Source organism: Gottfriedia acidiceleris (assembly GCF_023115465.1).
Classification (GTDB): domain Bacteria; phylum Bacillota; class Bacilli; order Bacillales; family Bacillaceae_G; genus Gottfriedia; species Gottfriedia acidiceleris_B.
On sequence record NZ_CP096034.1, the window covers coordinates 212,863 to 225,895 of the forward strand.

Genomic DNA, 13,033 nt, shown 5'->3' on the forward strand with positions numbered 1-13,033 from the left:
ATCTTTTTTTACTGAACTGATACGCTATACATTAGTCCAAGATACATTGTAAACAAAAAGCAAAGACTAAATGCAATTGATAACATGATTTTTGTCTTTTTCATAAAGCTGATGACCAATAACACTAGGAAGATGATCGACATACTGATTAACATCATTCCTTCAAATGTGAAAGTAAAAGCTATTCTAATAGGTAAGTTAATATCAATCCCCATAATCCATTCAATCCACTTAGACGGACCCTCATTTTGCAAAGTTAAATTAATATTATGCGGAGGAGATTTGGTACCCATAATAGCTGTAAAAAAGAACACAATTATAATGGTAATATATTCTGCCTTTAACCAACTACGAATATTACTTGAAGGGTCTTCAGCGGACTTTCTCATTAGTACACCATTGAAAAAAGCAAAAAACAATACTGGAATGATGCTGATGTGCTTCAAGACTAACATCTGTCCATAAGGAAGTAACCAAGCATTCGTATAGTCTTTTAATTTAACGACTTCTAGCATTAAGACTACACCACTAATAAAAATAATAACGACACATATGATGGCTAAAGGTGTAAACCATTTTAAGAATCTACCATAGTTATTAGTATCCTTTGCTAGCCAAGTGACATTAAATAGAATTCCACTCCAAATAGAAACCATTAGGAAATGACTACTTTGAAAGATAAAACCCGTCCAAAAATTCATAGAGGTTATATGACCTGCGTAACCGATACTTAAAATCATCATGAATAACCAAAAGAAATTAAAAAACCTTTTGCCATCACTATAAATATTAATGACAAGCATAATGGCAAACATACTCGAGTAAATCCATGCATTACCTACAGCTGTTTTTATGAAAACAGAATAAATGGCTGTTTTAAGATGAACATCATCTAGGAAAAAAGTAATAATTCGTAGAGCAGGGAATAGTGAAAAGAATAATATGCCGACAATAACCAAATAAACAGTACCTTTTGAAATACTGATGGTTGGTTTTTTCTTTGAAGGTACAAAATCTAATATAAACTTTCCTGCTAATATCGAATAAAGGATATATGTTATGAGCTCCATGATTGGAAGGATATAACTCATTTTCTATTCCAAAGAACAACTCCACCAACCATTAACACGATTCCAAATAGCCCGATTGCAATTAATGGAATAAGATATTTAGATCTTTCTTTTTTAGGAGTAGCCTCTATTTGTTTTTCTTTAGCTGGCATTTGATCCTTAACTGCTTTGGCAGTTGTTTTAGTTTCAGTTGTTGTTTTAGTTTCAACTTGCTTTAATTGCACTTTGAAAGGAATTTGACCTGTTATTGGATGACCATCTTCACTTACTACTTTCCACTCAATCTTATAATCACCATTTTCTAAACCATTTGGCAGATTAGCAATTAATTTATTACCTTTAATAGAGACATTTGTAACAGCTGTAGCTGACCCCGCTTTATCTAATTTGATTGTACCTAATTGCTCAAGAGCCTCTTCAAATTCAAGCGTAATTTGTTTAGTTGGTTCAGTGATAATCTGCCCATTCGATGGATTAGAAGAAACAAGCTTAGTATGCGCACTAGCCATAGTTGGGAATAAAAACAGCAGTAAAATAATGATTGATAAACCTTTTTTCATATAAATCTCCTTCTTATGTAAAAATTTGTGCTTAATTTAATATAATGTAAAAACTTGTAATTATGAAACATTATTATTTTAGTTATATTCACTACTCGATTCAATTAACATTTTAGTTCAAAAATGTGATGTATTTGTGAAGAAGACGTAACTAGTCAGTTTATATTTGTAATCCTAATAAAAAGTAGTGGTTAAATTTAATTAAGAAAATTAATTTTTTAAAAACAATTCTTAATACTCTATTTACAGTACCTCCAAAGTAAATTAATAAAATTTCATTAAAATTAAGAGGTGAAATCTAATGAAATTTTAATTTTTAGGGGGTTTTTTTATGTTCAGAAACAAGCTTAAGAAAAAGTTAATTCCAGTAGCAGTGCTTTCAACAATGGCATTTGGTGCGTTTATTGGCTCTTCTGCTAATCATACAGTACAAGCTAAGGAAACAAACAAGAATGAAATTAGAAATGTAATTTTTTTAATTGGTGATGGAATGGGTGTTTCATACACGACTGCTTATCGTTATTTAAAAGATAATCCAAAAACAAGTGTAGTAGAACAAACAGAATTTGACCATTACTTAGTAGGCCAACAAATGACATATCCTGAGGATCCAATGCAAAATATTACTGATTCTGCTGCAGCGGCAACAGCTATGTCAGCGGGGGTTAAAACATATAATGCAGCAATTGGTGTAGATAATGATGGGTCAAGAGTCAAAACAGTACTAGAAGCTGCAAAGGAAAAAGGCAAAGCAACAGGACTTGTAGCTACTTCAGAAATTACACATGCTACACCGGCATCTTATGGAGCTCATGATGTCAGTCGTAAAAATATGAATGCAATTGCGGATGATTATTATGATGAATTCATTAAAGGTGGACATAAAATAGATGTCATGCTTGGTGGTGGGTTAAGTAACTTTGTACGAGAAGATCGTGATTTAACAAAGCAATTTAAAAAAGATGGATACTCTTATGTAACGAATAAAAACCAAATGTTAAAGGATAAAAACAATAAAGTATTAGGTTTATTTGCTCCTGGTGGAATGCCGAAGATGATCGATCGTGATGATTCAATGCCATCATTAAGCGATATGACAAGCACAGCAATTGATAAATTAAACAGTGATAAAGATGGATTCTTTTTAATGGTAGAAGGTAGTCAAATTGATTGGGCAGGACATGACAACGATATCGTTGCAGCTATGAGTGAGATGGAAGATTTTGAAAAAGCATTTAAAGCTGCAATTGCATTTGCTAAAAAGGACAAGCATACATTAGTTGTTGCAACAGCAGACCACTCAACAGGTGGATATTCTATTGGGGCAAAAGGTGATTACAATTGGTACGGCGCACCGATCGCTGCAGCTAAACGTACTCCTGATTTCATGGCTCAACAAATTAGTAAAGGCGCAGATGTAGAAAAAACATTAAAATCAACTATTAACTTAGAATTGAAGCCTGAAGAAATTCAATCTGTTAAAAAAGCAGCAGAGTCAAAAAATCTGTTAGAGATTGATAATGCAATCGAAACAATTTTTGATAACCGTTCAGTAACTGGTTGGACTACTAGTGGTCACACAGGTGAAGACGTAAATGTTTATGCGTATGGCCCTGGCAGCCAACTATTTGCAGGGAAAATTAATAATACTGACCAAGCGAAAAACATCTTTAGAATTTTAAAGAATGGTAAATAAGTAAAAAAACAGATCCCGTTAAATGACTTTATTTAACGGGATTTAAGAATGAAAGGGGAGTTTTATGAAAAAATTGATTCCATTTATTTTACTTTCTTTAATGCTTTCAGGATGTAGCTCAGTTCAGAAGGAGAAAACAACTGCTTCAGCGGAGAACATAAAAAATGTTTCTACAATCTCCAAAAGCCGAGCAAAGTCTTTAAATGATTTATATGTGCCAAATCCACAGGTTTCAGATGATACAAGTTTACTTATTAAAGGTCAAACACTTAAAGATGAAAAAGGTGAAGTTACTTTAGAGGGCATTGCTTCATTAAATAAGTCCTATTCAAATGGGCCAATCGATATGAAAATTAAACAGATTAAGCTGATCAAAAACTTACCTACGTATTCTTTAATGGATTATTTTCATTATTATACAGAAAGCTATGAAAGTTTTCGATTCGTTAAGGTTGAGGTAGAAATCATTAATCACTCGCAAAAACAATTACACTTTGGTCCAGTTGCCCATTTGATGACAAGTAATAATGAAGTAAAGGAATTTAAAGATGACTTCTATATTGAATATTTAGGTGGGGGAATCAATCCTAATAGTTCAAAGCAAGGTGCAATGGGATTTATAGTAGAGCATACTGATCCTAGCTTGAAGTGGATTGAAATAACAACTAGTGATGTATTAGATGATCAACATAAAGTTATTGCGAAAGCCCAAAATATTAAAGTGGATTTAAAATAGATTGCAGAAAAAAACTCCTTTCTTAAAAGAAAAAGGAGTTTTTTATTTATAGGGTTATCTCATCCTCAACTGGTGGAAGGAGTACTTCACTTTTGTCTGGGTACATATGTTCAATGTGATTTTCTCCCCAAGAGCACAGTAAGTCTAATACTTCTTTTAAAGACCATCCGTAATCCGTTAAGGAATATTCCACTTTTGGTGGAACCTGATTAAATACTTTTCGGTGAACGATATTGTCTTCCTGTAATTCCTTTAGCTGCTGAGTTAACATTTTTTGGGTAATGTTCGGCATTAATTTTTTTAACTGTGAAGTTCTTTTCGTGCCTTTTGTCAAATGACAAAGAATCACGACCTTCCATTTACCACCGATTACATCTAATGAAGCTTCAACTGGAATATTGTATTTTTTCATTTTCTCCTCTCCTTCTTTCTTTTTATTAAAACCTACGAAACATATTTTTAATGATTCAAATATCATAACATTCTCTACACAAACTGTGTAGTTTCTAGTTCCGTAAAAAACTTTTTTGTAAATTTTTCTCTGTTTTAAACCTTTATTGGCTTAAATGTTACTAAAAAGTAACTATATCACTTCAAAGTACATACTTCATTTACTCAATCCTATCGCTCATAATGACAATAGTTAATTGATTAACACATATTTAAGAAAAGTATTTTTTCCGTTCTTACTTAAATGTATAGAGGAAGACGTTACTTTTACTATTTCCTTTCATTTATGTTTTGAATGACAATGAGACTTTATTCAGGCGCCATGACTCTTTATATTCAAACTAATAATAAAACTCGCAATAAAAATAACAAGGAGGAATTTTATGAATTCGACTGCTGCTTCGATTAAAGTGCATGAGAAAAAAAGTGGCACTCCTGCGCTAATGGCTCTTGCTGTTAGTGCATTTGGTATCGGAACAACTGAATTTGTTCCCGTTGGTTTATTATCAACTCTAGCTGGTGATTTGAAAATTTCAATCACATTAGCGGGATTATTAATTTCTGGATATGCGATGGGTGTTGCGGTTGGAGCACCAATTTTAACCGCATTAACAAACAAAATTGGTCGAAAATCGTTACTAATGCTATTAATGATTATTTTTATTATTGGTAATAGTGCTGCTGCCTTTTCAACTAGTTTTGGGTTATTGTTAGTGGCACGAATTATTACTTCATTTTCACATGGTGTATTCTTTTCAATCGGTTCAACAATTGCGTCCGATGTAGTACCTGAAAACAAACGTGCAAGTGCGATTGCATTTATGTTTACAGGCTTGACTGTTGCGACTGTGACAGGTGTTCCATTAGGCACATTTATTGGTCAGCATTTTGGATGGAGATCAACTTTTGGAGCTGTAGCACTATTAGGTGTTATTGCAATCATTGCAATTGCAATATTAGTTCCAAAAACAATTAAACAGCCACCGGCATCAAAATTTAGTGATAACTTGAAAGTTTTAAAAAATGGCCCATTACTTTTGGCCTTTGCTATTACAGCATTAGGATATGGAGGTACTTTTGTAGCATTCACATACTTGTCACCAATCCTTGAAAAAATTACAGGCTTTGCGCCAAACTCTGTAAGTATTATCTTACTTGTTTATGGAATTGCAGTAGCACTTGGTAATACGATTGGTGGAAAAGCGGCAAATAAAAATCCTTTAAAAGCATTAACCTGGATGTTTGCAGTTCAAGCAATTGTTCTCATCATTCTATCGTTTACGGCACCGTTTAAAATAGTAGGAATTGTAACGATTTTCTTCTTAGGCTTGCTTGCTTTTATGAATGTACCTGGTCTACAAATTCATGTTGTGAAATTAGCTGAGAAGTATGTCCCATCTGCTGTTGATATTGCATCAGCGCTAAATATAGCAGCATTCAACGTTGGTATTGCAATTGGAGCGTTTATTGGCGGTTTAGTCGTAGATACAATCGGCTTGATTCATACACCATGGATTGGTGGAATCATGGTATTAGGAGCAGTTCTATTAAGCATCTCGAGTGCTTCTTTAGAAAAGAAAAAATAAATTTTAAAAAATATCATATAAAAAAGGAGAAATAAAAATGAATAAATTAGTTAAATTAAATAATGGTTTAGAAATGCCAGTAATTGGATTAGGAGTTTTCCAAGTAGAAGATGGACAAGTCGTAATTGATGCTGTAAAAGCTGCAATACGAAATGGTTACCGTAGTATCGATACTGCAGCGATTTATCAAAACGAAGAAGGAGTAGGGCAAGGAATTAGAGAAGCTCTTGAAGAAAATGGTCTTAAACGTGAAGACTTATTTATTACATCAAAGGTATGGAATGCAGATCTAGGCTACCAATCAACTATCGATGCTTTCGAATTAAGTTTGAAAAAACTAGGTCTTGATTATTTAGATCTATATTTAATTCACTGGCCAGTAGAAGGTCAATATATTGAATCATGGAAAGCACTTGAAACACTATACAAAAATGGTAAAGTAAAAGCAATTGGGATGAGTAATTTCCAAATTCATCATTTGAAAGAAGTAATGGCGAATGCTGAAATAATGCCTATGATCAATCAAGTAGAGTTACATCCTATGTTAAGTCAAGTTGAGCTAAGAGAATTTTTAAAAGAAAATTCAATTCAAGTAGAAGCATGGGCTCCATTAATGCAAGGACAGCTGTTTGAAAATGAAGCATTATTACAAATAGCTAACAAATATAATAAATCAATTGCTCAAGTTGTATTACGTTGGCATTTACAAAACGGTGTAGTGATCATACCAAAATCAATCAAAGAACACCGCATTCAAGAAAACGCAAATATTTTCGATTTTGAACTAACAGAAGAAGATATGAACCAAATCAACGCTCTGAACCAAAACCACCGAGTAGGTCCAGACCCTGACAATTTTGATTTTTAATTTAAAAAAGTAAACGGCTGTCAAATCTTTGACAGTCGTTTTTGTTTCGAATTGAATGTAGAGCGTTTGAAAATCAAATCTTTTAAAAAAATTAATCAACTCAAGCTAAATCATAGAGGCATTTTGTCTAAATGGTCGAATATCCGAATATAACAATTCCAATTACAAAAACTTCCTCAGCGTAAGACTTAAGACTTACTAAGTTTAATACTTAAGTTCGTTTCAAATTATTTACCGTTTCGTTACTATAACATAGTAGCGAATAATATATGGAGAACGGCCAAGCTTTAGTAGAGGAGTTGATAACATTGAAGAAAGAAAATAAACAGTTTAATACGATGAAAGAACTTACGTTACACATAGTATTATCTACAATATTGATCTTAATATTAGTCACTAGTTTACCTACTGTCGTAACGATTTATAAAATATCATTTGTTTTTGCAATCATGGTAATTTTGCTACTAGATTTCTATCTAGTTGTATCGAATCATAAAAAGCTTTTAAAGGTTACAAAAATAGCACTAGTTAGTTTACTACTTTGTATATCAGTAGTTGGAATTCTATTTTATGTTAGTCAATTTCTAGTGTTCGTTGATACGTACGGAGTTGAGCGAATATTAACCAATCATATTACAACTGCAAAATTATTATTTTTCTTAATCTGTTTGTTTCAACCGATTTTTTTACCTTTACCAGAAGCACTTACTATTCCTGCAGGTAGTGCTGTAATCGGATCGTTTACAGGAGCGGTTATTGGATTTTTAGGTTCAACTTTAGGTATTGTCATTATGTATTTCTTAGCAAGAATAGGTGGACTTAAATTAGTTTCAAAGTTTGTTAAAGAAAGACAGTTAAAAAAGTATCAGGAATATGTCAAAAAAAAAGAAACAATTATTTTAACTTTAATGTTTATCATTCCGATTTTACCGGATGAAATTATTTGTGTCGGGGCAGGAATTAGTAAAGTCTCTTTCAAAAAGTTTTTATTAATTGCTTCAATTTCAAAATTAATTACATCATCTCTACTATCATACTCTGTCTATTTGGCTAAATTTTTCTCTTTAACAACATCGCAAATAGCTTTAACTAGCTCCATTTTATTTGCCTGCATCTTATCTTTATCATTTATGATTAAGAAATCAATTAAACGAACTAATTCAAAAGAAGCTTATGTTACACAAAGTGAATAATAAAAAAAGGCAATGTAATGTTTAACATTACATTGCCTTTTTACTTATTAAGAAAGTTTAAAATTGTGTTTGTCGAAATTGAAAATTTCCTGAGAAATAATGTAGAAAACATGACGAATTTACATCAATACTTTAATACCTTGAACAATATTCCAAATAAAGACAATTAAATTAACAATGAAAGCTAAAATAAATCCACCGATAAGAGCAAAACCTGCACCGTCACCAAAAGTATTAAAAGTGAAAAGGGAAATAATCGCTAAAATAATAATTGTTAGAAATGGAAGTATATGTGAAAAAAATGCTCGTTTAGAATGGGATTTTAGTTGTTGATCCTTTGCAACGAAATAAACAATTATAGGGAATAAAAAAGGTGCGAAGAATACGCTAAAATAACATAATGAGGACAAAATCTTATTTGTTTCCATCTTTTTACCTCAATTTCTTAAAAAGTTTTAATTAACCTTAGTATAGTTTAATTTATATATAAAAATCGATTTATTTATTAACAATTTTTAAAAATACATAATTTAAAAAACTTTATGCTGAGAAATGTGTATCTTTTTTTTGTCTCTTTTTTAAAGAAATGTAAATGAAAAATCCGACTAAGATTGTAGCTGTAATACAGATTGTAATCCATGGTGAGCCAAGCAAGAAATTTCCGTATAAGGTATAAAGAACTGCAATCGGAATATTACCAGCAAAAACAATTGCAATATAGGACAAGTATTTCATATTGGTTGAGGCTGCGATAAAGCATGCGCCATCTGTCGGAGCTAGTGGAGTTGCAACTGTTAAGAATAAGTATCTTTTTCGGTTCGAAATAAGCTCTTCAAATAAAGAGGGATATTTATTCTCCATAAATTGCTGGATCGAATCACTTAAAATACTTCTACTTAATAAGTAAATAATTGTTTCTGTGATAGCCATTCCGATTAATGATAAGAGAATGGTTTCAAACGGGTGAAAAAACAAGCTACCTACTACAATTAGTACAGAGCTAGGAATGAATAGAAAGATTCTTGCACAGAAAATAGCGACAAATAATAGCATCGGATTGATGGAAGAATTAGTAATAAACTGTTTTATATCTTGCAATGATAAATGAAATAAATGATATCGAATTGCGAGTAGTAGCATTAAAATCCAAAAGCCGATTACAGTTAGTGGAACGACTTTTTTCATGATGTATGCTCTCCTTTTAAGTTAGAAAATCATCTGTTATAATATTCTATTCCACAAATATAAGAAAACTGATTCATTTTTTAAATATTATTAATAAAGGTCATAAACCTGTCAAAAAATGAATAAAAATAATTATGCACTAAATATCTCAAATTAAAGAGAATTGAGGTGGAGATATGCTTGATGAAGGCCTATTAGTTATTAGACTTGTTTTAGGTATTATTTTATTAGGTCACGGGGTGCAGAAAGTATTTGGTTGGTTTGGTGGTTACGGTATTAAAGGAACTGGACAATGGTTAGAGTCGATAGGAATCAAACCTGGAGCATTTTTTGCTTTTATAACAGGAGTGGCAGAAATCGTAGGTGGATTCTTTGTAGCGGCTGGTGTATATACAGAAATAGGTGCATGGTTGATAATAGTAGTGATGGCAGTAGCAGTTATAAAGGTTCATATAAAGAACGGATTCTGGAATAGTTCGAATGGATTTGAGTTTAATCTATTAATTATTGCAGCTGCAGTAGGATTATTGCTTACTGGTCCAGGAACAATGGTTTTATTTTAAGGGTTTGATAGTTAATAAGACTGGAGGGAGTCTCACTATTGAGGCTCCTTTTTTGTATCTTAATTATCGTTAAACGTTCATCTGTTACTCTAGAGATAGCATCTTTTCATGAAAAATATCTCTCATTCGTGATACGATAATATGAGTAATGACATTATATGGAGGGATCAAGATGGCAGATGCTATTTTTGAACAACTTAGGTTTACAAGGGTTTATACATTGAAGGTTCTTGGTTCAGTTTCAAAAGAAGCTGTAGATGTAATACCAGCAGGATTCAATAATAATATACTTTGGAATGCAGGACATGTGCTAGGGGCATATGAGCAATTACTTTATGCTAACACTGGTGATGCTGGGAAACTTTCAAAGGAATTCATTAATTTTTTCAAAGGTGGCACTAAACCTGGTGACTGGCAAGCGGAGCCACCATCATATGAGGAAGTTGTTACTTTATTAGAACAGCAAGTTGAACAAGTTATTTCTACATATGAAGGGCGTTTAGATGAACTCATTTCAAAAGAGATGAAAATAGGTAGTTTTGAAATAAAAACAGTTCGAGACATGATTAGCTTTAATATTTTCCATGAAGGGCTACATGCCGGATTAATAAACGGTTTAAAAAGATCACTTGGCCAGTAGAGTTATTTTTTGACTTTTGTCCACACATTAAATCTAGGAGTTTATGCTCTTAGATTTTTTTGTTATAATCATGTTTAACAATTTGTCATTTTGATAGTTTGAAAATTGTGGTAATTCAAAATAAAATAGGGCTCTATCTGATTGATTTTTGTTTTTAGTAACATTAATAATACTAATAAATAGCAATGATTATGATGAAAAAGGCCTAAAAAAACGAGGTTATATAAATGAGGAAAGAAAGTAATTTAATAATTTACGATCTAATTTTGTATTTAGTATTCCCACTTGTTTTATATAAAGTTTTACAACACTATTTTAGTGATTATTGGGCAATGCTCTTACCGACAGTTCCAGGGATCCTATATACTTTATTTCGTTTTTGGTATACTAAACAGTTTAATGTTACTGGAATTTTTATTATCTCAACATTAACTGTAAGTACTGCCGTTGATTTAATGGCATTAGGTTCTGCGAAAAACTTAATTTTGTACAATGTGTATTATCACTTTGGGGTTGTAGTCGTATTTTTAGTTTTATTGGCTTTAAAAAAGCCATTACCATATTATTTTATGATTGATATTGCTGCAATACAGGGGCAAGGTCGTGAAGAAAGTAAAAAATTATATAAACATTCTTCACTATTTAAAGTGTTTCAGTACTTGTTTGTCGCATGGATTATTAAAGATATCGTTTTTGCTGTTGCACAATGGTGGATGGTTGATACGTTTGGATTAAAAGCATATTACTCACGTACAATTATCTTTACAGTTGGTGGATATATTTTTGGCATCATTATGGCGATTGGCTATGCAATGGTTACGATGAGAGCTCAAAAATTAAAAGGAGACGACTCAGAGCAACCTTCCGATGAAATTATTATTTAGTAAAAGTCCTTATATAGAAGCAACCCCACAAGTTATAAAATTCTTGTGGGGTTTTCTAATGTCTATTTATCCCTTTAATGAATTTCCTACTCCTTGGAATTCCTGTTCTTCTCTAGTTGATGTATTTATGAAATCAATTTTTTGTATTCTCTCATTTTCTGGTTCGACATGAATTAATATTTTAGGATCAACTAAAACCTTTTTTATTTCTTCTTCAATTTTGTCACATAGTAAATGAGCTTCTTCAATGCTCATGTGTGATGGTAATACTAAATGGAAATCTATATGCTCCTCAGCACCCGAACGTCTCGTGCGTAAGTCATGATATTCGATAAATTGGGATTTAAAAGAATATAATACATTTTCGATTTGTTTTAATTCATCTTTAGATAACCCAGTATCAAGTAGGGGGGTAAACGACTTACGTCCAAGTTCGATTGATTCTTTCATTATATAAATTGCGATTCCAATTCCGATTAATGCATCGAGAAAATCCCAACCAGTAAGACTGACTAAAATTAAACTTATTGCAACTCCGAGCGATGAATAAACGTCTGTTAATAAATGCAAAGCGTTTGATTGCATTGCAACAGAATGAGTATCATTTCCTACTTTTTGAACGATTTTTCCTACTCTCCAATTGATTAACGCTCCAATTAACATGACAACTACACCGATAAAAGGCATTTTAATTGGGGTAGGATGAAGTAGCTTTTCAACAGATTCAATGATAATCCAAATACCAGCTACAAATATTAAGATTGTTTCGACCGTACCTGAAATATTTTCAAACTTACCATGACCATAAGGATGTTCCTTATCGGGCGGTCTGTTTGAAATCCTTACAGAGAAAAATGCAATGACTGAAGCAACTAAATCCAATAAAGAATGAATTGCTTCAGAGATAATTGCTACGGAACCAGTAAAAATCCCGACAATTAATTTTAATAAAACGATGAATGTGTTACTACATATTGAAAGTACTGCTATTTTGCTTGAACGCAATCTATTCACCCCTGTCCAATTTTTTCTACTTAAGTTAAGAGTTTTGTAATAAGGCAACAAAAAAGAAAAACCACTAACAATTTGTTAGTGGTTTGTTTTTTTTAGATTTAATTTATATTTATTGAAATGATTTTTCATTTTTGAATCACCTTTTCTCTCGCATAAAACATATTCTATAATATAAATACTATTTTTGGAAAGCAAAAGCTGTGTGTGCGATTAAATATAAATCGACACATAATTTAAAAATGGTTTGACATCTATTTTTAGACTGTGTTATACATAGACTAATATAAAAAATAACAGTCTATTCGTAGAGGTTGCATTGTATATGAGTATCATTTCAGAAAACTGTGGGTTTTATGACGAAATGAGAAAGGATCCTATGCCGAAGAAATAAATTGCCACACATTTTATTTCTGGGACTACATTTAATAAATGTAGTACTGTCACATGTGTTTGTGAAGAGCTATTGAAGAGATGTGATTGGCTAAGTCCTTTTTTTAAAAGCGATAGGCACATGAACATATCCTTCATGTGTCTTTTTTAATACACTAATACATTGAAGGAAGCTTCTAAGAATGATCTTACATTTGA

14 protein-coding genes and 1 riboswitch are annotated in these 13,033 nt (G+C 31.9%); of the genes, 8 read left to right on the plus strand and 6 right to left on the minus strand.

Features of this window, described 5'->3' with window-relative positions:
* Positions 1 to 8 precede the first annotated feature (8 nt).
* Together MY490_RS01140 and MY490_RS01145 are read right to left on the minus strand one after the other, a co-directional pair.
* Positions 9 to 1,091: a copper resistance D family protein gene (locus MY490_RS01140; RefSeq protein ID WP_248267644.1), complete on the minus strand. Its 1,083-nt coding sequence runs from the start codon at positions 1,089 to 1,091 to the stop codon at positions 9 to 11.
* Positions 1,088 to 1,630 carry a copper resistance CopC family protein gene (locus MY490_RS01145; protein ID WP_248267645.1) on the minus strand — a complete coding sequence of 181 codons (543 nt, stop codon included), beginning with the start codon at positions 1,628 to 1,630 and terminating at the stop codon, positions 1,088 to 1,090. The genes MY490_RS01140 and MY490_RS01145 overlap by 4 nt, the downstream gene beginning before the upstream one ends.
* Positions 1,631 to 1,961: 331 nt before the next feature.
* Between MY490_RS01145 and MY490_RS01150 the strand changes: the two genes are divergently transcribed.
* Both MY490_RS01150 and MY490_RS01155 read left to right on the plus strand, forming a co-directional pair.
* The gene (locus MY490_RS01150; RefSeq protein WP_248267646.1) at positions 1,962 to 3,326 is read left to right on the plus strand and encodes an alkaline phosphatase; all 1,365 of its coding nucleotides are present in this window, start codon (positions 1,962 to 1,964) and stop codon (positions 3,324 to 3,326) included.
* A gap of 64 nt (positions 3,327 to 3,390) precedes the next feature.
* Positions 3,391 to 4,062 (plus strand): DUF4352 domain-containing protein, encoded by a 672-nt coding sequence (locus tag MY490_RS01155; RefSeq protein WP_248267647.1) that lies wholly within the window; start codon positions 3,391 to 3,393, stop codon positions 4,060 to 4,062.
* Between the two features lie 46 nt (positions 4,063 to 4,108).
* Here the strand turns inward: MY490_RS01155 and MY490_RS01160 are convergent, their stop codons facing one another.
* The gene (locus tag MY490_RS01160) at positions 4,109 to 4,474 is read right to left on the minus strand and encodes a winged helix-turn-helix transcriptional regulator (protein WP_248267648.1); all 366 of its coding nucleotides are present in this window, start codon (positions 4,472 to 4,474) and stop codon (positions 4,109 to 4,111) included.
* A 421-nt stretch (positions 4,475 to 4,895) separates the two neighbouring features.
* Here MY490_RS01160 and MY490_RS01165 point away from each other — a divergent pair, with 421 nt between their 5' ends.
* From MY490_RS01165 to MY490_RS01175, 3 genes are all read left to right on the plus strand, one after another.
* Positions 4,896 to 6,098 (plus strand): MFS transporter, encoded by a 1,203-nt coding sequence (locus tag MY490_RS01165; protein ID WP_248267649.1) that lies wholly within the window; start codon positions 4,896 to 4,898, stop codon positions 6,096 to 6,098.
* Positions 6,099 to 6,135: 37 nt separating this feature from the next.
* Positions 6,136 to 6,966 carry an aldo/keto reductase gene (locus tag MY490_RS01170; RefSeq protein ID WP_248267650.1) on the plus strand — a complete coding sequence of 277 codons (831 nt, stop codon included), beginning with the start codon at positions 6,136 to 6,138 and terminating at the stop codon, positions 6,964 to 6,966.
* Between the two features lie 308 nt (positions 6,967 to 7,274).
* Positions 7,275 to 8,159 (plus strand): TVP38/TMEM64 family protein, encoded by an 885-nt coding sequence (locus MY490_RS01175; protein ID WP_248267651.1) that lies wholly within the window; start codon positions 7,275 to 7,277, stop codon positions 8,157 to 8,159.
* A 119-nt stretch (positions 8,160 to 8,278) separates the two neighbouring features.
* Here the strand turns inward: MY490_RS01175 and MY490_RS01180 are convergent, their stop codons facing one another.
* Together MY490_RS01180 and MY490_RS01185 are read right to left on the minus strand one after the other, a co-directional pair.
* Positions 8,279 to 8,587, minus strand: coding sequence for a magnetosome magnetite crystal formation protein family (locus MY490_RS01180; protein WP_069033916.1), 309 nt, complete (start codon positions 8,585 to 8,587; stop codon positions 8,279 to 8,281).
* Between the two features lie 112 nt (positions 8,588 to 8,699).
* On the minus strand, positions 8,700 to 9,344 hold the full coding sequence (locus tag MY490_RS01185; RefSeq protein ID WP_248267652.1) for a TVP38/TMEM64 family protein: 645 nt from the start codon (positions 9,342 to 9,344) through the stop codon (positions 8,700 to 8,702).
* Between the two features lie 176 nt (positions 9,345 to 9,520).
* Between MY490_RS01185 and MY490_RS01190 the strand changes: the two genes are divergently transcribed.
* The 3 genes from MY490_RS01190 to MY490_RS01200 all read left to right on the plus strand — a co-directional run bounded on the left by MY490_RS01190 (position 9,521) and on the right by MY490_RS01200 (position 11,431).
* Positions 9,521 to 9,907: a DoxX family protein gene (locus MY490_RS01190; RefSeq protein WP_248267653.1), complete on the plus strand. Its 387-nt coding sequence runs from the start codon at positions 9,521 to 9,523 to the stop codon at positions 9,905 to 9,907.
* 172 nt (positions 9,908 to 10,079) lie between these two features.
* Complete coding sequence (locus MY490_RS01195; protein WP_248267654.1) at positions 10,080 to 10,547, plus strand: DinB family protein; 468 nt, start codon at positions 10,080 to 10,082, stop codon at positions 10,545 to 10,547.
* 227 nt (positions 10,548 to 10,774) lie between these two features.
* Positions 10,775 to 11,431: a VC0807 family protein gene (locus MY490_RS01200; protein ID WP_248267655.1), complete on the plus strand. Its 657-nt coding sequence runs from the start codon at positions 10,775 to 10,777 to the stop codon at positions 11,429 to 11,431.
* A 66-nt stretch (positions 11,432 to 11,497) separates the two neighbouring features.
* Here MY490_RS01200 and MY490_RS01205 read toward each other — a convergent pair whose 3' ends face one another.
* Positions 11,498 to 12,436 (minus strand): cation diffusion facilitator family transporter, encoded by a 939-nt coding sequence (locus tag MY490_RS01205; protein WP_248267656.1) that lies wholly within the window; start codon positions 12,434 to 12,436, stop codon positions 11,498 to 11,500.
* A 306-nt stretch (positions 12,437 to 12,742) separates the two neighbouring features.
* Positions 12,743 to 12,916: riboswitch (Lysine riboswitch) on the plus strand.
* The last annotated feature ends 117 nt before the right edge of the window (positions 12,917 to 13,033 follow it).